A 24,576-nucleotide genomic window follows, 5' to 3' on the forward strand; every position below is an offset into this window, starting at 1 on the left:
CTGTGATGCAACAGCACCGCAAAATCTCCGAGGGCGAGACGCTGAGCCTGTCCGATCGAGACCGGGCAGCCTTCTTTGAGGCCCTCACCAATCCGCCTGCTCCGAACGAGCGCCTAGCGCGGGCTTTTGCAGAGCACGGCCGTCGCATCTATGCATGATCGCTAACTGCCCGTCCGAAAAACGGATGTTTTCTTGACTGGCATAGAGGCCACGACAAAATCGGCCGCTGCCGGGTGGAGCTTGTCCGTTTTCCCGTCAAAAAATCAAAATCCATAAGCCGACCCAAACGACGAGAAAATAAATGAAGATCGGATACGCCCGCGTTTCGACCGACGATCAGACCCTCGGCCTCCAGCGCGACGCGCTCGAGGCCGCCGGCTGCGAGCGGATCTTCACCGATACGGCCATCTTCGCGTAGGGCTTGCCGGTCTTCGTGGTGCCGAACTGGATCGAGCCAGGAACGACCCGCGCCGGATAGATCTGCGAGCTCTGGCGGTTGGCGGTGTTGGTGGTGCCCGTCGGAAGTCCTTTCATCAGCGATGTTGGATCGCCGTTTTTGATTCCGACTTTGGAGGGAGGAGCACGTCCACGCGCAGCGACGGCACCGTTGTCACTCAGTCCGACCACAATCTTTGTCGTTCAGCCCCGGATTCACGCGACGCACCGATGCATTTCGGCGCGCGGATGCGGCTTTCGACGGTGGAACGGGCACCATCGCCAGAGACCGGGTCGACAAAGCGGACGTGCTCACCGTGAAGCTTGGCAATTGATCCATTTCTGGCAAGCTTATCCGAGCTGTGCACTGTCCTCGTAAACGCGAGTTCAGTGGGAAGGCTTACCACGACGCACTAACTCCCGAGGGATAATCCCCGACCACATCTCTTCGGCTACCGTGAGCGAGCGACGGCGGCACCGGATACGAGTCTGCGCGGAGCCAAGCCGACAGAACCCCTTCCCCCGCACCCCCATCCCCCCGGGGGTCCACAGGTACCTCCCATGCGGGCGGCTAATCGCGCTCGTGATCGACTACCATCCGCACCGCCCGCTCGCGGACCTCCGGCGCAAACTTGTTCGTCGTCTTGCTCATACAGGCTCCACCTTCTCAGGAGTTGGAGCCTCCGGCAAACCCGGCGCGATTCACTCCGATTTCCCTCTACGACAAAGAAGAGCTCGTCCCAGAGAGCTGAGCGCAATACCATTCCAGGCGGCGAAGCACGCTGCGAACAGGAGCAGGCTTTCGGCGAGCGCAGGTTCGCGGGCCGGAGATCCGCCGACCAGCACCGATAGCCAGAAGCCGAGTGCCGCCGCGACAAGCAGAAGCGCCACGCCAGCCAAACGCATAGGATCTTTCATATGCTGTCCTCCGGAGCTCGTCGCCCCACGATGGCGGCAGGCCGGGCCGCGATGCGGCCGAGTTCACGATTTGCAGGGTCACCGACCACGATATCAGCGTCGCCATCGTCAATCGGCAGATGGCCATCTCTCTCGAGGACAAGGAATGTGTAGCCGATGGCGGGATCGCGGGTTCCGGCGGCGCGCGCCCAGGCGCGCTCCACGCAATCCGAGGCGGCGTCGAAGCCCTTGGCCTCGATGGCAACAAAGCCGAGCGCCCGGGCTCGCTTGGCGGCGGTGACGAGCAGCGCGCCATCCCCGCAGCAGGTGTCGACGATCTCGACCGACTTACGTCCGGCGAACCGCAGCGCCGACAGGAGCTGGTCGATCTGGTGCAACAGCTTGCCAAAGCTTGGCCGCGCGACCGCGTCGATCGAAACGCGATAGCCGCTCACCATGAGGCGATGGGGGCTAAGGCCGAGCACTGCGGCGGGTGCGGATATATTCATGGATAGGTGGATGTGCATTCTCGGTTCTCCGATTACCCGTCCAAGATCGTTCGCGCGGCATAGGCTTTCGAGCAGCAAGGTCTGCCGGACGCATTGTAATTTCGTGGGAACGTACGACGAGGACGGCGCAACTTGCGACCGTGGATCAGCATCAGCGCGCCCAGGCTGGCGAGCGAGAAGCCGCCAAGCGCCATCGCGAACTCGATCAAGGCAGGCTCCGCATTCCCGCGGGTATCCACGATCTGCTTGTGGGCGAGCGCGAGCAGACCGGATGCGAGGATGAGAAGAACGCCGGACAGCCGGTAGCGAAGATCGGCCCAGCTGCGCCTGCTCATGGCGTGTCGCTTCCGAGCCCGTTGTAATCGACCCATCTGCGTGCGAGCGGCACGCGCTCATAGCAGCGGGCGCCGAGCGAGAGGATCGTGCTGCCGAGAGATGCGCTAATGAAGGCCGCCGCGCCCGCCAGATAGGCGACGAGCGTGGGGTCCCGGCCGGGCTGCACCCAGTTGGAAAGCCGCTGAACGAGGATCGCGGCAAGCAGCACCAGCGCTGCACCAACGAGTCGCAGGATCGGCCCGGGGCAGCGCCAGTGTTTCAGTTCGGCGGATACGGTGCGCTTCATAGCGCTCGAGAGTTAGATTCCCAATCATGGGGTTTCGACGCGGCTTGTGCTCGATTGGCATATGATTGTCGTTGGAAACGGAGCGCCTATTGACCCATCAGGCGGTAGCCGATGCCCATCTCGTTCACGATGATCGCCGGTCGCGCGGGATCATCCTCCAGCTTCTGACGGAGCTGCCGGATGACGCTACGCAGATAATCGACCCGCTTGTCATGCTCATGCGGCCAGGCCGCGTCGAGGATCCGCTTGTGGATGACGACACGGCCGGGTGCGAGCGCAAGCTGGCCGAGAACCTCATACTCTTTGCGGGTAAGATGCACCTCGATGCCGGCCTTGGTGACCATGTGCTGGGCAAGATCGATGGTCACGTCGCCGGCGACTACGGGGCCGCGCACGCCCTGCGCGACCGCGCGTGCGCGGAGCGCCGCACGCACGCGCGCGAGCAGTTCGTCGCTGTCAAAGGGTTTGGTGATATAGTCATCGGCACCCAGATCGAGGGCGGCGACTTTCTCGTCCGTCGCGTCGCGCGCGGAGACGATCAGCAGCGCGGCATCGTGCCTGGCCTTGAGCAGCGGCACGAGTTCAAGCCCGTCGCGGTCGGGCAGGCCGAGGTCGAGCAGGATCGCCTCGGGCCGTTCATGATTGGCAAGCGACAGGGCTTCGCGCGCGGTCTCCCCTTCGGCAACCCGGTAGCCGGCCCGCTCGAGCGCCCCGCGCAGCAGCCGCCGGATCGGTGCCTCGTCGTCCACGATCAGGATGCGCTGCCCGCTCATTGGTCCGTCTCCATCGTCTCGCGGACGACCAGCGTGTCGGGGAAGTGCAGGGTGAACCGGGCGCCGGTGCCGTCGTCGCGGTTCGCCGCTTCGACATGCAGCCCCATCGCCTCGGCAAAGCCTTTGACGATCGCCAGTCCAAGGCCGGTGCCCGAGGCCGACCGGTCGGATCCCTCCAGCCGCTTGAACGTGTCGAACACTTCGACCTCGCGGCCAGCCGGCAGGCCGGGCCCTTCATCAAGGATCGACAGTGTCAGATTACCATAGCGCCGCTCGCCCCTGATTGTGATCGGGGTGCCCGGCGCACCATAGCGGCCTGCATTGTCGAGCAGATTGAGCAGGCAATGGTGGAAAAGCTGCGGGTCGACACGCGCGAGCGGCAGATTGGGCGGCACCTGCAGCTCGATTTTGTGGCCTTCCAGCACCCGGCGCGCGTCATGCACGGCGGCCGCGACTGCATCGGTCAGGTCGATCGTCTCCAGATTGAGCTTGAGCGCGCCCGCTTCGACGCGCGCCATGTCGAGCAGATTGGCAACGAACCGGTTCAGGCGGTTTGCTTCGGCTTCGATGGTCTCGATCAGCTCGGGTCGAACCTCGCGGCGCAGTTCGGCCGCCGCCGCGAGAACTGAGGTCAGCGGCGTCCGCAAATCGTGGCTGACCGACGACAGCAGAGCACCGCGCAGCCGGTCGCGCATGCGCACGGTATCGACGTCACGCATTTCGGCCTCCAGCCGCAGCCGTTCGAGCGCGAGTGCGGCCTGATCCAACTGACCCATCAGCTGCGGCAACTGGTCGGAACGGAAAGGTGGCGAGCCGTCATCCTTGGCAAATCCGATCACCGCCAGCACGCGCTCACCGGCCTTAAGCGGGTGAAACAGCCAGTCGGACGCGGCCAGTGTCGCGGAGCCGCGGCCGGCAGGCTGGCCGGTGTCCTGCACCCATTGCGCCGCCGCCAGCTCCATGGTTTCAACCCGCACGTCCGGATCACTCGATGCCAGGACGGCGAGCCCGGCATCGCTTTTTTCAAGCAGCACGGTGCGCACATCGAAGATGCGGCACAGCTCCCGGCAGATCAGCTGCTGGACCTCGTGGCTGTGGCTCTCGGCAGTGAGCATGCGCAGGAAACCCGCCTGCGCGGCATTGGTGCGCGCGCTGGACGCGGCAAGATCGGCCTGGTTGCGGACGCGCGAGGTGAGCTGGCTGGTAATGACGGCCACACCGAGCAGCACGAAAACAGAGATCAGGTTTGCCGGATCGCCGATCGTCAACGTGCCGGTCGGGGGGATGAAGAAGAAGTTGTAGGTCAGTGCGGAGGCCAGCCCCGCAAACAGGCCGGTGCGGATGCTGTAAAGGCTCGCCGCGGCCATCACTGGCACCAGATAGAGCATCCCGATATTGCCGATATTGAGATAGCGGGCGAGCGCGAGGCCGACCGATGTCACCCCTGCAACCATCAGGGCGGTGACGAGATAACCGGTCGCGTCGCCCCAGCCCGGCGTCGCAAGACGGGCCGCGCTCGTCATGGTCGACGCCGCGGCTGCTGCCTCCATCGGCAGGACATGGACGGCGACACCCGGCGTCTCCCGCACCAGCCGGTCGACGACCGAGCCGTGGCGCAGCTCGAACCAGCGCGAGCGCGCCGATTTGCCGACGATCAGCTGCGTCGCGCGCGCTTCGGCGGTGAAGGCCTTCAGCCCGTCGACAACGGTTTCGGCGGGCACGGTCACGACATTGGCGCCCAGCTGTGCGGCAAGATTGAGGGTCGCTGCCACCCGCGCATGGGCAGCGGCGTCCAGCTTCTTGATCCGGGCGGTTTCGATATAGACGGCGGTCCAGGGCGCACGCTGCGCATCGGCCATGCGCTTGGCTGCGCGCACCAGGCCATCAGCCCCCGGCAGCTCGCTGACCGCAACGACGATCCGTTCGCTGCCCGCCCAGGTGCCGCCCAGCGCATGGGCGCGGACATGTTCGAGCATCTGCGCGTCCACCGCCTGCGCCGCGCGCCGCAGGGCAAGCTCGCGCAGGGCCGAGAGGTTCGACTTGGAAAAAAAGTGCGACAGCGCCCGCGTCGCCTCTTCGGGCAGATAGACCTTGCCGTCGCGCAGCCGCTCGATCAGCTCGTCGGGTGGAATGTCGACAACCTCGATCTCGGCCTGTTCGAGAACGCTGTCCGGCACCGTCTCGCGCACCCGTACCTTGGTGAAAGATGCAACGACGTCGTTGAGACTTTCGACATGCTGGATGTTGAGCGTCGAATAGACGTCGATCCCGGCTGCGAGCAGCTCCTCGACATCCTGATAACGCTTGGGGTGGCGGCTGCCGGGCGCGTTGGTGTGGGCGAGTTCGTCGACCAGCGCGAGCTTCGGCCGCCGCTCCAGCAGGCCGTCTATGTCCATTTCGGGCAGGCGGTGGCCCTGATAGTCGATCTGGCGGCGCGGCAGGGCCTCGAAGCCGTCCACCAGCGCCTGTGTGTCTTTCCGGCCATGGGTCTCGACGATCCCGATCACGACGTCGACGCCCGCGTCACGACGGGCGCGGGCGTCGGAGAGCATTTCGAATGTCTTGCCGACCCCGGGCGCGGCACCAAGGAAGATCTTGAGCCGACCGCGCGCCTCGCGCTTGGCCTGCCTGAGCAGCGCTTCGGGGGATGGTCGCGTCAGTTCGGTCAACGGCCCTTGCTCGCCATCCGGTCAAGCTCGAGATTGAGCGCCAGCACGTTTACGCGATCCTCTCCGAGAAAGCCGACCGGCCGTTCGATAGCGCGTTCAAGGATCGTGCGCACCTGCTGTTCGGGCAGGCCACGCGCGGCCGCGACGCGCGGCACCTGGAGGCGCGCCGCCGCCGGCGACAAATGGGGATCGAGCCCCGAACCCGAGGCGGTGACGAGATCGGCGGGCACGGCCCCCGTCACGCCTTCGCCGCGCAGCGCCTCGATATCGCCTTCGACACGGTCGATGAGCGCCTGAGCGGCCGGGCCAAGGTTTGAGCCGCTGGACGATTTCGCGTCATAGCCGGTGCCGGCCGCAGAGGGACGCGACCTGAAATAGCGGGCGTCGGCAAAGGATTGGCCGATCAGCGCCGACCCCACCGCCTTGCCGTCCCGTTCGACAAGGCTGCCATTGGCCTGGTGCGGGAACAGCAGCTGGCCGAGCCCGGTCAGCGCGAGCGGGTAGCCGAGCCCCAGCAGCAGTGCGAACAGCAGGGTGAGAATGAGCGCGGGGCGGAGCGCGGAGGTGAGATCCTTGCCCATAATCTTTACTCCTCAGGCGAGGCCAAGGCCGGACACGGCCAGGTCGATAAGCTTGATGCCGATGAACGGGGCGACCAGGCCGCCCAGCCCATAGACGGCAAGATTGCGGGCGAGCAGCGGGCCGGCGGCCATCGGCCGGTAGGTCACGCCCCTGAGCGCCAGCGGCACCAGCAGCGGGATGATCAGCGCATTGAAGATGATGGCTGACAGGATCGCGCTTTCCGGGCTGGCCAGCCCCATGACGTTGAGCGCGCCGAGCGAGGGATAGAGCGCGACGAACATCGCCGGAATGATCGCGAAATATTTGGCCACATCGTTGGCGACCGAGAAGGTGGTGAGCGCACCGCGGGTCATCAGCAGCTGCTTGCCGAGGCCGACCACTTCGATGAGCTTGGTCGGATCGCTGTCGAGATCAACCATGTTGCCGGCCTCGCGCGCCGCCTGGGTACCGGTGTTCATGGCAACGCCGACATCGGCCTGGGCGAGCGCGGGCGCATCATTGGTGCCGTCGCCGCACATCGCGACGAGCTTGCCGCCCTCCTGCTCCTTGCGGATCAGCGCCAGCTTGTCCTCTGGGGTCGCCTCGGCAAGAAAGTCGTCGACCCCCGCCTCGGCCGCGATCGATGCCGCAGTCAGCGGATTGTCGCCGGTGATCATGACCGTGCGGATGCCCATCTGCCGCAGCTCGGCAAAACGCTCGCGCACGCCGGCTTTGACCACGTCCTTGAGCGCGATGGCGCCGAGCAGACGGCCATCTTTGGCCACCGCCAATGGCGTCATCCCGGCACGGGCGATCTCGTCGGTCATCCGGCGCAGCTCGGTGGCGGCGGCGGTCTCGGCCAGCCCCGGATTTGCCTTGAGCACCGAATCGACCGCCCCCTTCTGGATCAGGCTGCCCGGCATGCGCACGCCGGAAATTCGGGTCTGGGCGGTGAAGGGGATGACTTCGGCATCATCGGGCAGGCGCGTCCGGGCGATGTCGAACCGCTCGCGGGCGAGCGTCACGATCGAGCGTCCTTCGGGCGTCTCATCGGCGAGGCTGGCGAGCAGCGCCGCCTCGGCCAGTTCGGAAACCGGAATGCCGGCAGCAGGCCGGAACTCGCTCGCCTGCCGATCGCCGATCGTGATCGTCCCGGTCTTGTCGAGCAGCAACACATCGACATCCCCGGCCGCCTCGACCGCGCGGCCGGACTTGGCGAGCACGTTGAAGCGCACCAGACGGTCCATGCCGGCAATGCCGATCGCCGACAGCAGCGCGGCGATCGTGGTCGGGATGAGGGTGATCAGCAGCGCTGCCAGGATCGCGACCGGAATGGTGCCGCCAGCAAAGCCGGCAAAGCCTGGGATGGTCGCAACCGCGATCAGGAAGACGATCGTGAGACCGACGAGCAGGATGGTGAGCGCGATCTCGTTCGGCGTCTTCTGCCGCTCGGCACCCTCGACCAGCGCGATCATCCGGTCGAGAAAGCCCTGACCCGGATCGACGGTCACGCGCACTTTGATCTCGTCGGAGATGACCCGCGTGCCTGCCGTCACCGCCGACCGGTCACCTCCCGCCTCACGGATCACGGGCGCGGATTCGCCGGTGATCGCGGCTTCGTTGACCGAGGCGACGCCTTCGATCACCTCACCATCGGCGGGGATCAGGTCGCCGGTGCAAACCAGCACGATATCGCCCGCGCGAAGCTGGCTCGCCGGCACATGCTCGGTCCGGTCGTTCTTCAGCCGCGTGGCGGTCAGCTCGGCCTTGGTGGCGCGCAGCGATGCCGCCTGCGCCTTGCCCCGGCCCTCGGCCATCGCCTCGGCAAAGTTGCCGAAGAGAACGGTGAGCCATAGCCAGATGACGAGCTGCAGCTTGAACCCGGTCGGCAGCGGATCCTGGCCGATCACCAGCAAAATGGTGAGCAGCAGGGCGACGATGGCGGTGACGAACATCACCGGATTGCGGACCAGCTGGCGCGGATCGAGCTTCTTGAATGCGTCGCCGATCGCGGGGCCGATCAGCGCGGCGGTAAACAGGGATTTTGCGGCATGAGCCATGGCTGGCACCTTGGGATCAGGAGAGGTGGCCGCGGATCATCGCAAGATGATCGGCGATGGGACCGAGCGCGAGGCTGGGCAGGAAGGTAAGCCCCCCCAGGATCAGGATGATCCCGACCAGAAGGCCGACCCAGAGCGGTCCGGTCGTCGGGAACGAGCCTGCGGTTTCCGGCGTGTGCTTCTTCGCCGCCAGGCTGCCGGCGATGGCGAGCACGGGCAGGATGATGAAGAAGCGCCCGATCCACATGGCGACGCCGAGCAGACCATTATACCAGGGGGTGTTGGCGCTCAGGCCGGCAAAGGCCGAACCATTGTTCCCGGTGCCCGAACTGAAGGCATAGAGGATCTCGGAAAAGCCGTGCGGCCCCTTGTTGAGCGGACCGGCAAGCCCGGCGGTGCTGACCGCGCTCAGGGCGGTCAGGCCGAGGATGCACAGCGGCAGCACGGCGATGGCGAGCACCGCAAGCTTCACCTCGCGCGCCTCGATCTTCTTGCCGACATATTCGGGCGTGCGGCCGACCATCAGGCCCGCGACGAACACCGCAAGGATGGCGAAGAGCAGGAAACCGTAAATGCCTGCCCCCACACCGCCGATCACGATCTCGCCCAGCTGGATGTTGAACATCGGGATCATCCCGCCGAGCGCGGTGAAGCTGTCGTGCATCGCATTGACTGCGCCGCATGATGCCGCGGTGGTGACGACCGCGAACAGGGCGGATGCGGCCGCGCCGAAGCGGACTTCCTTGCCCTCCATATTGGCGCCCTCGACGCCCATCTGTGCAAGGACCGGATTGCCCCCCGCCTCCTGCCAGTAAGCTATGGTCACGCCGGCCAGAAACAGCACCGCCATCGCCGCCAGGATCGCCCAGCCCTGGCGCGTGTCGCCGACCGCCTTGCCGAACGTCCAGGTCAGCCCGACACCGATCAGGAAGATCGACAGCATCTGCACGAAATTGGTCAAGGCGTTGGGGTTTTCGAACGGATGCGCGGAGTTGGCGTTGAAGAATCCGCCGCCATTGGTGCCGAGCATCTTGATCGCTTCCTGCGACGCCACCGGCCCGAGGCCAATGCTCTGCGTCGCGCCTTCGAGCGTGGTCACGTCGACCGCGGCAGCAAGCGTCTGCGGCACGCCATTGGCGATCAGGAACAGGGCGTAGACGGTGCAGACCGGCAGCAGCAGGTAGAGCGTGATGCGGGTCACATCCGCCCAGAAATTGCCGATGCCCGTCACCTGACGGCGTGCAAAGCCGCGGAACAGCGCAAAGGCGATCGCAATGCCGGTGGCCGCTGACAGAAAGTTCTGGATGGCCAGCCCGAACATCTGCGCGAAGTGCGACAGCGTCTCGCCCGAATAGCTTTGCCAGTTGGTGTTGGTGGTGAAGCTGATCGCCGTGTTGAAGGCGAGATGCGCGTCCTGGCCGCGCGCCCCGCCCGGGTTGAACGGAAGCACCGCCTGCAGCCGCAGCACCGCATAAGTGAGCAACAGCAGCGCCAGGTTGAACACCAGCATGTTGAGGCCATAGCGTCGCCAGCCCTGCTCTTCGCCGGGGTCGATCCCGGCCAGCCGGTAAAAGCCGCGCTCGACCGGACCCAGCACGGCGTGCAGCGGAGTGCGCCGCCCCTCATAGAGCGCGAACAGCCACAGCCCCATCGGCTTGGCGAGCGCGAGCAGAGTGCCCGTAAAGGCAAGGATCAGGAGCCAGCCCTGAACGGTCATGATCCGGTGCTCCTAAAAGCGCTCGGGCCGCAGCAGCGCGGCCACGAGGTAGACGAGAAGGCCGAGCGCGGTCAGCGCCGCCAGCCAGAGATCAAGCGTCATCCGTGCCTCCTCAGGCCTGGTCGCACAGTTGCACAAAGGCGAGCGTCAGCAGAAAAAGGCCGGCCAGCACGCCAAGCCACAGGACATCGTTCATCGATCACCTCCGTCAGAAGCGGGTGGACAGGCCGAGATAAAGCTGCAGATCGGGGGTCGCCCGATTGAGACCGAGATTGCCACCGCAATCGAGCTGCAGATTGTCGTTGATCAAATAGGTAATGGCCGCATCGGCCGAATATTGCCGGACGGTGCCGGCCGGATCGAAATTCTGCGCCGTCCACAGCTCGACCGCCAGCGTCGTCCTGGGCGCGACGGCAAAGGCGAGGTTGGCCAGCCCCTGGAACTGGACGTGACGGTCACCCGGATCGTTCGAGTCCGCGAGCAGATCGAGCTCGGGCACGATTGTCAGCGTTGCGCCGCCGAGCGCGATGTTGACCGGCAGGATGATGCCGCCTTCCCATTCGCCATTGCCGATGCCGCGCCGGGCGGTGGGCGCCTTGACGAACGGAATCAGGCCGATCTGGGTCTTGGCATCGGCGGCCGTCAGCCGCTGTTTGTAGCGCAGGACGAGATCGCCCGGCCCGCCCCGCGACGTGCGAACCCCGCCGGCGCGCGTCTCCACCTCCACATAGGGCGCGATGTTGAGTTCGATGTCGCTGCTGTCGGTCAGGCCGTATTTGAGCGTCGGATTGGTGTAGAGATAGACATCCGCCCGCGCGCCGCCGGCCTCGGTCCGTGTCCAGTTGAAGATGTCGGTTTCGATCTGGAACATGCCCTTGGGCACCGTGCAGGCGGCATTGCTCTTGGTCGGTCGGTCGGTGCAGATCGGGCCTGGGTCCGCAGGCTCTTGCGCCCAAAGGGCCGGGGCGGCTGCGAACATGAAAGACGCGGCGGCGATGCGAACTGACAACACAAAGATCTCCACAAGTCGTCGCCCGCAATTGGTGGCGACGCGGGCAGTGCCTATCCTTTCCCGGCGTGGCAAAGCGACGGGGCCTGTGGGCCAAAGTCATGGGATTTTCGTGGGAAAACGCGCCTGGTCATGATGCCCTTCGCACGGGGCTCTTCGCGCGGGGCCATGCGTTGCCTGCCCGGCACATTCCTGCGGCGTCGTGGAGTTGACGCCAATCTGCAAATACCGCGACATATTTCGAGCCTAGCCCCCGCATCGGCGCGGCAGCCATCGCCGCGATGTGGGGGAAAATCATGCTTAAGTCGTGCTGGCTTCTGGGCGCCTCGGCGCTCGTCCTTGTTCCTGTGTCGGCACAGGCCGCGACGGGCGGCGATCCCATGATGGATGCGAGTGAGGCTGCGCCGCCCAGGGAAGGCGAACAGGACATCGTCGTCACCGGCTTCCGCAAGGGCGAGCTTGAGGCCGTGCAGGCCAAGCGCGATGCCTTTGTGGTTTCGGACGCGATCGTATCCGATGATATCGGGCGTCTGCCTGACCAGAATACCGCCGCAGCGCTGCGGCGCATTCCGGGCATCTCGGTCCAGGAGGATCAGAACGAACCGCGCTTCCCCTCGATCCGCGGCTTGCCGCCGACCTATAATCGCACACAGGTGAACGGCGCGATCGTTGCAACCGGCGACAATGGCGGTTCACGCACCGTCCCGCTCGACACCGTGCCGTCGAACTTTGCCCAACGGCTCGAGGTCTACAAGACGGTCACGCCGGAGATGGATCCCAACGCCATCGGCGGGATTATCAACATCGTGACCCGCAGCGCCTTTGACAGCCAGGGGCCGTTCCTCAACGCGACGGCGGCCTACACGCTGCTCGAGCAGGCCAATGACATTGCCAGCGAACGGGCAAGCTGGCGCGCCAATGCGCAGGCGGGCACCCGTTTTGGCGCTGACCGCCAGTTCGGCGTCGTCGGCCAGATCAACTATTCGCTGCGCAATTACGATATCACCCAGTTTGAAACCGCGACGCCAAGCTTCCGCGAATATACGGCGGCAGGCGCGCCGGTCGACATTGGACGGGGCAATGGCCGGCTCGTTCCGGTGCAGGAACGCCTGTTCCTTTACAACAACGTCCGCGAACGCATCGGCGGCGCGCTGGCGCTGGAATGGCAGCCGGGGCCGAGCGTCTATATGCGGCTGTTCGGGACCTATAACCGGTTCAAGGACAATGAGACCCGCGACGAGAACCGGCTCGAGCAGGTGGGCAACGTCACCAACCAGACCGCGACGACCGGCGCCTTTGCGAGCGCGCGCAACGTCATCAACCTGAACCTGCCCATCACCAGCCAGGAAATCTGGAACGTGCAGTATAATGCCCGGCTGGAGGCGAGCGACCGGCTGCGGGTGGATGTCGATACGATCTATTCGGGCGCCCAGGGCAAGGAAGTCGGCCGTGGCGAAACATTCCGCTCGGCGAGCAGCGCGGCCTTTGCCTTCGACTATGATGTCGCGGATTTCTTCTTCGAATTTGCCCCCCGCACGCCGGCCAGCCTCGCCAATCCGGCGCTGCACCCGTTTCTCAACCGCACCGAAAGCCTGAACACCACGCGTCAGGACATTTATGAGGGGCGGATCAATCTGACCTATGATGCCCCGGTCGGCGGGGCCGAGCTTGAGCTCAAGGCGGGCGGCATTTTCCGGCGCACCGATCATCAGCGCAATCAGGATCAGACCACCTATACGCTGACGCCCGGGGCCGGCGTTACCTACACGCTGGCCGACGCCTTTGTGCGCAAGCCGCTCGACGTGATCGGCGGCAAAGTCTTCGATCTTGCGATCGACCGTGACCGGGCCCTCGCCTTCTTCAATGCCAACCGGGCCGCCTTCACCGCCGCGACGAACAATGTCGCCGGCGATTTCACGGTGACCGAGGACGTTTATGGCGGCTTCGCGCAGGCCCGCATCAAGGCAGGCGACGTCGAGGTTCTCGGCGGTCTGCGGTACGAGCGCACTGACGTCAGCTCGACATCGGTGCGGGTCAATGGCAGCGCGATCACCCCCTCGGTTGCGCAAGGCGGCTTTGGCAGCGTTCTGCCGAGCGTCCATCTGCGCTGGAATGCGGCACCCAGATTCGTCGTCCGCGCCGCCTGGACCAACACCATCGGCCGGGCCAATTTCGGCGATGTGACCGCGCGCGAGACGCTGAACATCATCGCCGGGGCGATCCCGACGCTGTCGCGGGGCAATCCCGATCTCTTGCCGCGCGAGGCCATGGGCCTTGATCTGTCGGGGGAATATTACACCGGAAATGGCGGTATCTTCTCGATCGGCGTGTTCTACAAGGACATCAAGAACGAGATTTTCACCGTGACCTCGATCGAAACGCTCGATCTCGGCCTTGGCCGCGGTCCGGAGCAGGTCGAGGTCTCACGGCCCGACAATGCGCAATCGGCCAAGATCTTCGGCATCGAGGCGGCGGTGCAGCAATCGCTGAGCTTCCTTCCGGCACCGTTTGACGGGCTGGGTGTCAATCTCAACGCCACCTATGTCGACAGTGATCTTGATGTGCTGACGACCGCCGGCCCGCGCACGCTCGGCTTCTTCCTGCAACCGACCTGGGCGGCCAACGCCTCGGTGTTCTACGAGAAGGACCGGTTTCAGGCCCGGCTGGCATATAACTATACCGGCGGCTTTCTCGAGACCATCAACCAGACCATTCCTGGCGCAGACCAGTTCTGGAAGTGGCGTGGCACGCTGGATGCCCAGATCCGGTTCCGCCTGACGCCCAACATCGACATCTTCGTCGAGGGCGAAAACCTGACCGACAGCCGGCGCATCGAACTGACCGGCCCGAACCGGGACCTGCTGCAGGAGGCGGCGCAATATGGGCGGACGTTCAGCATCGGTGCCTCGGTGGTGATGTGATGCTGACTGCGCTCCTCGCCGTTCTTGCCGCCCTTGGGATGCCGGGGGCACCGCCAATCGCCGCTGTCGAAACCCAGCCACAGCCGGCGGTGCCCGCCCCGCCCGCTCTGGCCCTGGCGGCCGAGGAGATTGCGCGCTGGCAGGCGCCCGAAGCCCGGCAGGGTGTGGCGGTCGATGCCCGGCATTTCTACGCGATCGTCAACAGCCGGATCGGAAAATATCGCAAGGCCGATGGCGTGAAGGTTGGCGAGTGGGTGGGCGACCGCATCGCCATCCGCCACCTGAACAGCTGCATTGTCGAGGGGACCGAGCTGGTCTGCGCGAACAGCAATTACCCGCAGACGCCCATGGCGAGTTCGGTCGAGATCTTCGACACGCGGACGATGCGGCACCTGCGCTCGGTGCCGCTCGGGGTGCGCGACGGCTCGCTGACCTGGGCGGAACGCCGTGGCGACAAATGGTGGGCCGGCCTTGCCAATTATGACCAGCCCCGCAGTTATCTGGGCCGGACGCACCGCGACACCAGGATCGCGCTGTTCAGCACCGACTGGGCCGAAGTGGCAGGCTATGCCCTGCCTGACAGCCTGCTCGCCAGGCTTGCACCCCACAGCGTCTCGGGGGGCAGCTTCGGGCCTGACGGGCTGCTTTACCTAACCGGCCATGATGCGCCCGAAATCTATGTCATGCGGGTTCCGCGCCAGGGCCCGGTGCTGGAGCATGTTGCGACCATCAGCGCGCCGATCGAGGGGCAGGCCTGGGCGTGGGACCGGACCGCCCCGCGCACGATCTTCGCGATCTCGCGCAGCGCCGGAACGGTGATCCTGCTCAAAATCCCGGAGGTCACGGTAAGCGCGCGTTGACAGCGCGAGTGGGGAGCGCGAGGGCACGACACATGCCGGCTGGCGCGCAGCCGCTGCGCCGTGCCTGAGCCATCGCGCAATGCGGCGGAAGTCTTTGAGGCGGCAAAACATGGCCTCGACGCGCCACCGGTCCTTGTAGCGGCGTTCGTCATACTGGATCGGGCGCTTGCGGTTGCGCCGACCTCGGATCACCGGCGTCGTTCGCTGCTCGCGCAAGGCAGCCCTGATGCAGTTTGCGTCGTAGCCCCGGTAGGCGATTACCTGTTTCATGACGATGGTTTTGCCGATCAGCAGATCGGCGCCCTTCACATCCGACGTGTTGCCGGGCGTCAGGACGAGGCGTAGCGGTCATCCGAGGACATCGACAAGGGCATGGATCTTCGTTGTCTGGCCGCCACGCGAGATGCCAATGGCATTGGCTCGCGCCATCCTTTTGCGCCACCGGCAGAGCGATGGGCCTTGATGCAGACCGAGCGCGATGTCGTTTGCGTGATCCTGATGGTGCGCCCGGCCTTGCGTGGTTGTCGAAGGTCGAAAATGCGCCGGGTCAGGTAGTCGTGATATTGCCCATGTCCGTCAGGCCGTAATCCCCGCCATCTCATGGTGACGATTGAAGCGTCGCCTTTCGCATTTGCCCGGAATGCTCCTGTACAGGAGCGGTTCTCAATCGGGTATGACACCGTACGGGATCGCGGCTCTTGTCAGATAGGGCAAAACGACATATCTGATCCCGCTCAGGAGCATATTGTGGCAAAGCGTTCGCACCCATCACCGGTCAATCTCGGCAACGCCGATGAAAGCTCGCCGAAAAAGACGGAGCGGGTGCGGGGCGTCGAGGGACGCCCTGGGAATGTCCAAGCCGCGATTTCAGACATTCTCGGAGGTGGCCGATCAACGCTTGCCCCGATCCTGCACGGCCGCCCTGCGCCCCCGCCCACGCCATCGTCATTTTTAACGTACGCGACGCCAATCGACCCAGCCCCAAGCGAGCACCACAAGGCCGGCACTATAGTCACCTCGGTCGCCGATATCGGTAATCTCGTGCGACAGGCCCGGGTGCGGCTCGGCTTCAATCAGCAGCGTTTCGCCGATATTGCTGGGGTCGGACGTCGCTTTGTCTCCGAACTGGAGGCAGGAAAAGGCAGCGTCGAAACCGAGCGCTTGCTCCGATGCTGTGTTGCCGCTGGCATCGACCTCTTTGCGCATCCGCGCCAATCGTGACCACGCTCGATGTCTGGCTGGAGGCGTTCGACCAACCGGTCGGGCAGCTCGCGCGCAGCGATGCGGGCGAGCTGTCCTTTTCCTATGCGCGGAGCTACCTCGACACAGCAGCCGCTTATGCCATCTCGCTTTCATTGCCGCTGTCGGAGCAAGTCTATGGCGACCGCATCGCCCGCGCGTTTTTTCAAAACTTGCTGCCTGAGAATGACCAGCTCGATCAGTTGATCGCTCGCGAGCGGCTGGAGCGCAGCGATATTGTCGGCATCCTGCTTCATCTCGGTGCCGATCTGTCCGGCGCACTGTCGTGTCTCCCCACGGGAGCCGAAAGGGTCAAGTTCCCTGGCATCCTCGATCGCGATTATGACGTGATCGATACTGGCCAACTCATCGAGATCGTTGGTCGTCTCGGCAATGATCAGCCGCTTCCGGGAGAACTGCGCGATCCATCCCCTGTGTCCGGCTATCAGCGCAAAATCGCGCTGACGCTTCTGCCGGGTGAACGCTTTGCGGTCCCCAAGCTTGGATCGGGTGCGCCGACGACACACATTCTGAAGGTACCCGAGACCACATTTCCGCGTGAAGCCTTTTACGAAGCAGTCTGCGCGAGCCTTGCCAATCATATTGGACTTGAAGCCGCGCCGTCCCGTTCCTTCTGGGTCGACCAATATGAGGTCATCCTATCGACCCGCTTCGACCGAGTTGTGACAGATGGAACGGTATATCGGCGACACCAGGAGGATTTCGCGCAGGCACTTGGCCTTCCACCCCGTCTAAAATATGAGCGCGAAGGCCGCCCAGGTTACCGCTATGACACATCAGCGATCGCGAGAGTTCTTCGCCAGACAGAGGGTCCAGCACTCGCAATCGATACATTCTTGCGTACGACGATCTTCAACCTCGCCATCGGAAACACCGACAATCACGCAAAAAATCACGCGTTGCTCTATGAGCGCGGCGCAGCGCCACGACTGGCTCCCCTTTATGACCTTGTGCCAATCACGCTAAGTGACGCGCACAGTCACAATCTGTCCTTCAAGATCGGAAACGCCGATCGTCCCGATGCCATTACACCTGAAGACTTGGCAGCGCTGTTGGCAGATTTCGGCCTCATTGGTTCCCCAGCACGACGCTTCATCGAACAACGGCTGATTCCGATCATCGCGCCCCTGGCTGAGGCGCGCCATGTGGAGAGTGATTGGAGCAAGCGCTTTGATGCCGCGCTTACACAGAACAGTGTCCGCCTGCTCAAACTGCTCACCCAGGTGAATGAACGGCAGAGGTAAAGCACGCGGGACGCCCGGCCTTGAGTATAAGGGGGAACGCATTTCTGGCATCAACCAACTCAACAGGTCGCCTGGGGCTGCAGCCTGTTACCCTAACCTCCGACGCGTATCCATAATGACTGCATAAACGACCGACACAATTTAGGACGAGAGAATATCATTACGTCAATCGAATGCGCGCCGGATATCGATCAGGATTGACCCGATCAGGATCAGCTTTCAGTCATGCGCAACGTCTGTAGCCGGCTATAGATCTGCCTGTGCTGCCGCATGATCATCGTTCGCCCGCCCATCAGCTCTCAGCCACGTGAGGCGACCACAGCGCGCGACCGCGACATTACCTATTTGCAGTGCCTATCCCCGGCCGTTCGGGGAGCCGCGCCGCCGGCTGGGAGAGCGCATTTGTGTGGCCTCGCCGCGAATAGAAAAGCCCGGCCGAAGCCGGGCTTTTCCCATGTTTTCCGCTGCTCTTGGACCCACCACCGCCAGGCATCGAACAACGCGGCGCAGCCGCCGTGCGGTGACCAATCTTTATGCCAGTGCAAGCCAAACCTCAAGAGCGACCATGGGGGTTCGAAACATACCGGCAGAAGTCAGAGAGCTCGCAAGCCAAGCCGGTCGTCGTCATCAACGAGCGTGATGCGCCCTTCCCAGTCCCACAGGACGAGGTTCAGAGCGTCGGCGGGAGCGCCGCGGGCGTAGCTCGGCACGACAATGCCGACATAGCCTTGCGCAATCGCGGCCTCGGCCAGATCCTGCGTCGGCACTGGCTTTCCTGAGAGAATCCGAACCCGCCAAGACTGGTCGCCAAGCTCCGCTGGCGCAATGCCGAAAGGCTGGAGCGCGGCTTGGTCGCGGCCATCAAGCAAGGGCCCGATATCGGCCTGATAGGCAACAAGGGTTGTCGGTTGCAACGTGCCGACCTGATTGGCCTCGCGCAGCGCCGTTTCGGGCGCAAGCGACGTATAGAGCGCAGGGCGCCCCATGCGATTGAAACGTCCGCCAAATCGGGCAGCCCCCTCCCCTGAGAGCGGTTCGCGGGACCAGGCCGGATTGTGGGCGCGGTAGAGCAGCCCGGTGAAGCGCATGCGCCTAAGCGTGAATACCGGCGTCGACGGCGTCGATATAGGTCAGCACGTCATCGGCCCGATTGCTCTGGACGAGCTGCATTGCGGTCTGGCCCGAGAAGCCCGGCAGCGGCTCCGAGCGGTACCAGGCATAGGCCAGCAAGGCCGACCCGAAGCGCGGTTCGACCTTGTTGAGGACCTCGACCATCTGGCGAAGGCGGCGCTGCGTCCGATCGGACGCGATCCTGTCCTTGCGCTGGATTGCATCCTTGCCGAGGCCCAGCGAGCGCGCGAGTTCGTCGCTGGTGGTGCGCAGCGCATCGACGATCTTGCGCGGAGCGAATGCGCCGTTTTCAGCATAGTTCTGGATCGCCATTGCCATGCTCCATATAATCTGACGCTATATAGCGTCACTTTGTGCGGCATTCAATTTGCCGCATGGCTGGCCCCGGCGCGGGTCACAGGACGACCACTTGCAGCGCGATTGCACCGGGTGGGGTCTCTCGACACGGCCTGTGCGTGATGCCGATCCTCGCGCTCTGAGAACGACCTGAACGAGGTTGTTGAAAGATGTTCGCCGAAGGCGGGAGAGAGACAAATCAGGGACGAAAGGCCGGTCGCCTTTGTCGCTGTTCAGTTGGTTATCGCGAAGGCTGGCGGATCACCCGCCAGCCCATCCCCCGTATGGGGTATGGAGCGATAAGCGGGATGCAATAGGCTCGGCTGGCTTACCTGTCCGACATATTCACAAGGGGTAACCCGCGGGTATCGAGGCACAAAATGCGCTGTCGCGCACGGGGCATCACGCTGGGAGCTGGACCTATGGATCGAAAAGAGAACGAAGATCGCCAAACGGTATCCTCGCCAGAAGCCAGGAGAGCGATGGGAATGGCCTTTGTGCGCCTGGCCGCAAAATACCCCGAAGACCCGGAAATCTTGGAGGGTGCAAAAAGGCTGCTGGGCAGTACGGAGCCCCAGAAGTAGCTAAAAAGAGCACTTCTGCAGTGTTGCCACCCGCTACGACAAGCTGGCCGAGAACTTCCTCGCCATGGTTCAACCGGCCTCAATGCGGCTGTGGATCCGTCTTTATCAGTCTACGGCCTAGATGAACCGGTCGCGCGTGCGAAGGGCCGCTGACACATCTCCGTCGAGCACGCACACGAGGTGGCGTTGCCCTCCCCTATTCGCATGGTTCGTGCGATAGCCTTGGTAGAAGCGGTTCACGAGCCCCGCTTTCTCAAGTTCGGTCAACACGCGGCTGAAGTTGGCAGCACTTGTCTGCCGCACTCGCTCCTCGACATGGCGGTCGACGATGGCTTGGGCTTCGAAGAGATCCTCGGGTAGCTTGCCAGCGAGCTCGGTGCGGATCCGCTGCTCAAGCCGACGCCGCCGGGTCCGATAGCCGGACAGTCGCGCCAAACGCTTACCGATGAAATCGCGCAGCGTCAGGCGTTCTTGATCGTCGTCGATGACATCCGGGCCGACCTTGCCCTCGGGCCCTGCCCTCTCCGCAAGCAAGCTCAAGACCATGTAGGCGTAGCGCGGCCTGGTCGAACTTTCATGGAGGCGATCCATGATTTTAGCCACGTTAAGCGTGGTGCCAGCCATGCGTGTCAGCTCCAAGAGGTCCCTGTCTGTTCTATCATTCTCAATGGCAGAATCCGATGAATCCGCCAAGAGGCGAAGACTAAAAAGAGACGTCTTTCCAATGTCTTTGTCGATTATGACACTCTGCCTGACCGCTACACGCAAAATGATGCCTTAAGTCTATTGTTCGGCTTCCGTTCCGATGGCCGCTAAGTGACTTCGATGGGGCGATTTTTACGGAACAACGGCCTCTGAGCCTCCGCCCCGGCAAACTGTCACTCAAGACAAGCCCTTCCCAGACGTTGCGCGTCGTGGTCGCTCGAAGATCGACTGTCGGGCGGCCCACCTCGCCATGACCGCATTGCTGGCCGGCCAGACTGATGAATGCCGGCAGCGATCCTTCATAAGACCGGCCGGAAACGTTGACCTCCATGACAAAGCCCCGCCCCTGTCATAAGGGCCCCGGCTACGCCCCACGCCAGCGCTTTGGTCCCGGCGTGAGGGTCCCTGTTCCCAGCCAACGGCGGCGACGGACGTCACTCACGCAACCCATGGCTGCACGGCTCCTTGTGCGCCTCCCGAGGGGCGCGGCAAGCGACACGGGCCGTTCGGTGACCAACCGCCCATGAACGATCCCCGATGCCGGAATCCGGTCCTCTTCGATCCCCGTCAGAGCGAATTCATCGAGAAGGTTGGTGGCATTGACCGAAATCAGACCGGCCGAACTTGCACGAACGCATTGGCGGTAGTGTAACGAGGCTGCTTCGGGATGTTTTGTCGGTCTGCGAGAAGCTGTCGGTCACGCCGATGAAGACGGCGCCAACCGTGAACAGGTAGGTGCTGATCTGCGGCGGTGCCTGAAACATGATGGTCGGCTGCCGGCGCAGCCGGTTTCCGTTGATCGCCGACCCTTGGCCTGCACGATTGGACGATATCGCCTTGTTTTGGGAAAAGGTGCAAAAAAATGGGGACCGCCCTCGGGTCGGCCCCCAGTTTGGTGGGCTAGATGACAGGCACATCAGTCAGGTGACGATGTACAGACGAGACGCCGAAACCATAACCATCGGCGCCTCTCGTCGATATATATCTCTTGGGTTGCTGCGCATGAGATCGAATGCAAAAATATTTTTTGACGGCAAATATTAATAGTCGGGCTCTAAGAGCCTTTCCGCTTTGCCGTTTGCAGTTCACCCAAGTGGGTCAGTTTCCGACCGAGTATTTTCGGGGAATGAGCTCGACAACAGACCCAGAAGCGGCGGGCTCGCTGGGAAGCGCTCTGATCAGCTGCTCCCGCGGTCCTCCAACGAGCATATTGGCCGGGCAGTCCCTGGTAACGGTCGTACCAGCTTGAACAACGCAGCCACGTTCGATGACAACGCCCGGCAGGACGGTCACGCACGCCCCAAGCCACGAGCCGCTCTTGATGACGACCGGCTTGCGCACGATCGGTGCATACAGATCTCGCCGGAAGGTGCTTGCCTCAATCTCGTGCGTTCCGGTGAGGAGTACACAGTGCGGCCCAAGGCGCACATTCTCACCGAGGATAATGAAGTCGCAGCCATCGAGAATGCTATTGATGCTGACAGCGCTGCGCGGACCCATGACGAGTTTTCGCGGATCGCCGATGAAGACGCCTTGGTCGATCGACGCCGTTGGATGGATATTCGCACCCAACATGTTCAGCATTGCAGTTCTCAATCGCTTGGGGACGAGACTGCTCGCCTGAAGACGCATGAGAATTCGGTTCAGCTTGTGCGACAACCTGTTCATTGTTCTTTTCCAGCCGAGAGAGACTGGGCGATTTAGGGCCCAGGCGCACTGTCTCAATACCCCATATTGGGTAGAGGCAAAGAACGGCAGCTTGGAAATCGAGATGTTGACGCTACGGAAAACGATCAAACGCCCAAAGGGGTATATTTCCACAAGTAATAGAAAGCTTGATATACTTGGTTGCACTACCAAACCCCAGCGCATTGCCCCCGACGCTCTGCGGCCATACCGACGACCTCTATCCTATTGATATAACGACGATTTACTCTGGGTTTGCGATGAGGTCGGCGGACTGACCAACAAAGCCTCACTTACAAGCTGGCGCAGACACATGTTCAAAAGTGGAACAGAGCCCGATTGGATCCATTTCGGATACGTCTTTGCCGGACGCTCAGAGCCGCGCGACCGGACGCGGCGTCATGGACAAGAAATGACGAGGGCCCTGTACGGCCATACAGCGGTCTCTGGCGCCCTACTCTGACAGGTACAGCGGCGCCCGCTCGCCTGGCTGGGCAAGGGCGCCTTTGAGCCCCAAGACCGATAGGACGCGAGCAAGCGCTCCTATGGGAACTGAGGGATCGCCCTTTTCCAATCGGCCAACAATCGCTGGCAGGACATTTGCCTGTGTGGCCACATCATGGACCGACATACTCTGCTGCAAACGCGCCGAGCGGATCTGACGCCCAAGGAAGTCAAGAGCCAGATCGACATGCGCAGACCCCGGTTTCACACTGCGGCTTTGATGCGAACGGCTTGGATGACGATCCATATAGGCAAATGAAGAAGCTTTCCGCGAACCCCAACAACAGGACTCAGCAAAATGACCGGCGCACGCTATTAACCGGGATGTAAACAAGATCAACCCGACATACGGGCGCGAACCGGGCGCGGTCAGTAGCAGCAATGACAATCGGCCACATACCCCATTCGGGGTATAGGGTGCCGCTATCATTTGGATAGCGCACCCTTTTTGAGGAGATGTAGGCTTAGACACAGAACCGATCGGAGGCTTCTCCCGGCACTGGCGACTTTCTCGATTCCAACTCCTCTATGGGTCCGGGGCGCATCACCCCGGACCCGTCGATGGACAGGTTGCGCGTGCCCTTCCAGCTGGGGCCCGTTGGAACCGGGGTGAGCTCCCGGCGCGACCTGCCTCCGTCTAAAGGGATTGCCCAAACCTCTCCCAGTGGCGCTTCAGAACGGCCTGGGCGCAGTTGACCGACAACATGCGTTGGGGAGCGGTATAGCCCAGGGGCCCGAGCTTGAGCATGAGCGCGAGGATATGGACGTGCGGCGGTGTTGGAACGCCTGCGCGGAATGGCGCGTGCTGGATGAGAATGCAGGGCACATTGAACCGATCGGCGATCTCGGTTCTCGCGAACTGATAGGCACGATCAAACTCGTCCCAAAGGCTCACAGCATCGGGGGAGTAGATCGTGAATTGGCCCGCGAGGTACATTTCGCGTGCGGGAAGAGCGGCATAAAACCGCTCGATCAGCACCATCGGGTCGATAAGTTCGCCTGGCGAGCCCGGTGGAAGCACCACAGCGGTTGCCGGATACGCACCATCGACCTTGGCTTGTGGCCGATCAAGCAGTGCCTTGCTCAGAAAATAGCTACGGAGATCATTATCCTGCCCGTTATAGTTTCGGCGCAGACGCATGTAGCTGAGGTTCTTCATCGGCCCCAAGGGGTTCATGAAGCCGGGCGCGCGCCGGCGGGCATGGGATCGGCGTGGCTGCATCATGAATACCTCGCGTCCGGATCAAGGTCTCTCGCGGCGGCTAGGATGGCGAGTTCGCAATCCTCGGGGGTCTGCCATGGCCAGATTGAGAGCGGGACCAGACCCGTCGCGTTAAAGAGGAATACTTCTCGGTCACCTGCCTTTGGAACGAGCAACAGATCAGACCCTTGCACCGCCGGCACCAAGCCAAGGCGCATGTCCCAGTCACGGTCATGCAGAACAAGATCAGCCGTAAGTGGCAAATCGCTCGTGCAGTTTGACTCATGATGCAGAGCCAAGACGGTGGCCCCAAGCCGACGAGCGAGTTCGTACGTCTCGCCAGGTCGATGTGAAATCGCGCGTGCGGGATCCCAAAGAACGAGACGGATTGGCAATCCCTTCAGGCTGAAGATTTCGCCATATCCCGGTAGATAGCCAGTCGGTCGTGCTTTGACGCCCGCAAGTGAGAGCAGTCGGCATACCGGGTCGGCAGGCGCCGTGTTCGACCGACGGCTCGGCAAATGAACAGTAAATTCGGAATTGAATGTTTGGAGCATTGAACGTCCTCATTTGAGTGAGGCGCCCGTTGAGAAATTTTCTTCCTTTCACGGGGCCAGAGCCCCAACATTCGTTTCTTCTTCTCTTTCCAAATCTCCATGGCTTTACAACCTATTACACGCGGCACTTTCTGTCGCAGTGCTGCAGGTAACAGAGCTTGCATTCTCTCTGCCGGTCCCATGCGAGGCCCGTTAAGGTAGAGAAGCGGGCACCAGACAAGGACGGTGAAGACAGAAAACGCGCCTTGCCGCCGGTGGCTGGTCGCAGTTGCTCATATCGGCTGACAATCACCGCTTGGCTTGAACCAACTTTTACGAGTATATCGTCAAAAAGG

General features: G+C 63.0%; 22 protein-coding genes and 3 pseudogenes. 7 read left to right on the forward strand and 18 right to left on the reverse strand.

The features are described 5' to 3' along the window. Positions 1 to 5: 5 nt before the first annotated feature. Positions 6 to 158: a type II toxin -antitoxin system TacA 1-like antitoxin gene (locus OPU66_RS04715; RefSeq protein ID WP_498552447.1), complete on the forward strand. Its 153-nt coding sequence runs from the start codon at positions 6 to 8 to the stop codon at positions 156 to 158. Between the two features lie 143 nt (positions 159 to 301). Next, positions 302 to 406 (forward strand): annotated as a pseudogene (locus OPU66_RS04720) (recombinase family protein); the annotation flags it as partial. A gap of 731 nt (positions 407 to 1,137) precedes the next feature. Here OPU66_RS04720 and OPU66_RS04725 read toward each other — a convergent pair. The 11 genes from OPU66_RS04725 to OPU66_RS04775 form a co-directional block, all read right to left on the reverse strand. After that, a complete protein-coding gene (locus OPU66_RS04725; RefSeq protein WP_498552448.1) occupies positions 1,138 to 1,353 on the reverse strand; it encodes a hypothetical protein in 216 nt (71 codons plus the stop codon). Next, a complete protein-coding gene (locus OPU66_RS04730; RefSeq protein WP_498552449.1) occupies positions 1,350 to 1,841 on the reverse strand; it encodes an SAM-dependent methyltransferase in 492 nt (163 codons plus the stop codon). The genes OPU66_RS04725 and OPU66_RS04730 overlap by 4 nt, the downstream gene beginning before the upstream one ends. Before the next feature lie 32 nt (positions 1,842 to 1,873). Next, positions 1,874 to 2,176, reverse strand: coding sequence for a hypothetical protein (locus tag OPU66_RS04735; protein ID WP_498552450.1), 303 nt, complete (start codon positions 2,174 to 2,176; stop codon positions 1,874 to 1,876). Further along, positions 2,173 to 2,463: a hypothetical protein gene (locus OPU66_RS04740; protein ID WP_498552451.1), complete on the reverse strand. Its 291-nt coding sequence runs from the start codon at positions 2,461 to 2,463 to the stop codon at positions 2,173 to 2,175. The genes OPU66_RS04735 and OPU66_RS04740 overlap by 4 nt, the downstream gene beginning before the upstream one ends. An 86-nt stretch (positions 2,464 to 2,549) precedes the next feature. After that, positions 2,550 to 3,236 (reverse strand): response regulator, encoded by a 687-nt coding sequence (locus tag OPU66_RS04745; RefSeq protein ID WP_498552452.1) that lies wholly within the window; start codon positions 3,234 to 3,236, stop codon positions 2,550 to 2,552. Further along, positions 3,233 to 5,905, reverse strand: a complete 2,673-nt coding sequence (locus OPU66_RS04750; RefSeq protein WP_498552453.1) for a DUF4118 domain-containing protein — start codon at positions 5,903 to 5,905, stop codon at positions 3,233 to 3,235. Before OPU66_RS04750 ends, OPU66_RS04745 begins: the two co-directional genes overlap by 4 nt. Next, complete coding sequence (gene kdpC / locus OPU66_RS04755) at positions 5,902 to 6,486, reverse strand: potassium-transporting ATPase subunit KdpC (protein WP_498552454.1); 585 nt, start codon at positions 6,484 to 6,486, stop codon at positions 5,902 to 5,904. The genes OPU66_RS04750 and kdpC overlap by 4 nt, the downstream gene beginning before the upstream one ends. Positions 6,487 to 6,498: 12 nt before the next feature. Next, the gene (kdpB, locus tag OPU66_RS04760; protein ID WP_498552455.1) at positions 6,499 to 8,526 is read right to left on the reverse strand and encodes a potassium-transporting ATPase subunit KdpB; all 2,028 of its coding nucleotides are present in this window, start codon (positions 8,524 to 8,526) and stop codon (positions 6,499 to 6,501) included. Positions 8,527 to 8,542: 16 nt separating this feature from the next. After that, positions 8,543 to 10,243: a potassium-transporting ATPase subunit KdpA gene (gene kdpA, locus OPU66_RS04765; protein ID WP_498552456.1), complete on the reverse strand. Its 1,701-nt coding sequence runs from the start codon at positions 10,241 to 10,243 to the stop codon at positions 8,543 to 8,545. A gap of 12 nt (positions 10,244 to 10,255) precedes the next feature. Continuing rightward, positions 10,256 to 10,345, reverse strand: a complete 90-nt coding sequence (kdpF, locus tag OPU66_RS04770; protein WP_498552457.1) for a K(+)-transporting ATPase subunit F — start codon at positions 10,343 to 10,345, stop codon at positions 10,256 to 10,258. A gap of 106 nt (positions 10,346 to 10,451) precedes the next feature. Beyond that, positions 10,452 to 11,222 (reverse strand): transporter, encoded by a 771-nt coding sequence (locus OPU66_RS04775; protein ID WP_498552458.1) that lies wholly within the window; start codon positions 11,220 to 11,222, stop codon positions 10,452 to 10,454. Between the two features lie 410 nt (positions 11,223 to 11,632). Here OPU66_RS04775 and OPU66_RS04780 point away from each other — a divergent pair, with 410 nt between their 5' ends. Next, on the forward strand, positions 11,633 to 14,173 hold the full coding sequence (locus OPU66_RS04780) for a TonB-dependent receptor (protein ID WP_498552459.1): 2,541 nt from the start codon (positions 11,633 to 11,635) through the stop codon (positions 14,171 to 14,173). Further along, complete coding sequence (locus OPU66_RS04785) at positions 14,173 to 15,033, forward strand: hypothetical protein (RefSeq protein WP_498552460.1); 861 nt, start codon at positions 14,173 to 14,175, stop codon at positions 15,031 to 15,033. The genes OPU66_RS04780 and OPU66_RS04785 overlap by 1 nt, the downstream gene beginning before the upstream one ends. A gap of 75 nt (positions 15,034 to 15,108) precedes the next feature. Here OPU66_RS04785 and OPU66_RS04790 read toward each other — a convergent pair. Beyond that, positions 15,109 to 15,497: pseudogene (locus OPU66_RS04790) on the reverse strand (IS5 family transposase); the annotation flags it as partial. Between the two features lie 136 nt (positions 15,498 to 15,633). On the opposite strand from OPU66_RS04790, the gene OPU66_RS04795 reads away from it, so the two are divergent. After that, positions 15,634 to 16,254, forward strand: a complete 621-nt coding sequence (locus tag OPU66_RS04795) for a helix-turn-helix transcriptional regulator (protein ID WP_498552461.1) — start codon at positions 15,634 to 15,636, stop codon at positions 16,252 to 16,254. Further along, on the forward strand, positions 16,251 to 17,537 hold the full coding sequence (locus tag OPU66_RS04800) for a type II toxin-antitoxin system HipA family toxin (protein WP_498552462.1): 1,287 nt from the start codon (positions 16,251 to 16,253) through the stop codon (positions 17,535 to 17,537). Before OPU66_RS04795 ends, OPU66_RS04800 begins: the two co-directional genes overlap by 4 nt. 593 nt (positions 17,538 to 18,130) lie before the next feature. Here OPU66_RS04800 and OPU66_RS04805 read toward each other — a convergent pair. Continuing rightward, a complete protein-coding gene (locus OPU66_RS04805; protein ID WP_498552463.1) occupies positions 18,131 to 18,625 on the reverse strand; it encodes an RES family NAD+ phosphorylase in 495 nt (164 codons plus the stop codon). A gap of 4 nt (positions 18,626 to 18,629) precedes the next feature. Next, on the reverse strand, positions 18,630 to 18,980 hold the full coding sequence (locus OPU66_RS04810) for an antitoxin Xre/MbcA/ParS toxin-binding domain-containing protein (protein ID WP_498552464.1): 351 nt from the start codon (positions 18,978 to 18,980) through the stop codon (positions 18,630 to 18,632). A 615-nt stretch (positions 18,981 to 19,595) separates the two neighbouring features. Between OPU66_RS04810 and OPU66_RS04815 the strand changes: the two are divergent. Further along, a pseudogene (locus tag OPU66_RS04815) lies at positions 19,596 to 19,709 on the forward strand (IS5/IS1182 family transposase); the annotation flags it as partial. On the opposite strand, the gene OPU66_RS04820 reads toward OPU66_RS04815, so the two are convergent. From OPU66_RS04820 to OPU66_RS04835, 4 genes are all read right to left on the reverse strand, one after another. Beyond that, positions 19,706 to 20,212, reverse strand: a complete 507-nt coding sequence (locus tag OPU66_RS04820; protein WP_498552465.1) for a hypothetical protein — start codon at positions 20,210 to 20,212, stop codon at positions 19,706 to 19,708. The pseudogene OPU66_RS04815 and the gene OPU66_RS04820 sit on opposite strands and share 4 nt — an antisense overlap. 1,179 nt (positions 20,213 to 21,391) lie before the next feature. Then, positions 21,392 to 21,961, reverse strand: coding sequence for an acyltransferase (locus tag OPU66_RS04825; protein ID WP_498552466.1), 570 nt, complete (start codon positions 21,959 to 21,961; stop codon positions 21,392 to 21,394). A 472-nt stretch (positions 21,962 to 22,433) separates the two neighbouring features. After that, the gene (locus tag OPU66_RS04830) at positions 22,434 to 22,913 is read right to left on the reverse strand and encodes a helix-turn-helix domain-containing protein (RefSeq protein ID WP_498552467.1); all 480 of its coding nucleotides are present in this window, start codon (positions 22,911 to 22,913) and stop codon (positions 22,434 to 22,436) included. Between the two features lie 207 nt (positions 22,914 to 23,120). Continuing rightward, positions 23,121 to 23,708: a hypothetical protein gene (locus OPU66_RS04835; RefSeq protein WP_498552468.1), complete on the reverse strand. Its 588-nt coding sequence runs from the start codon at positions 23,706 to 23,708 to the stop codon at positions 23,121 to 23,123. Between the last annotated feature and the right edge of the window lie 868 nt (positions 23,709 to 24,576).

It is taken from the genome of Sphingomonas sp. URJC2, assembly GCF_059803575.1.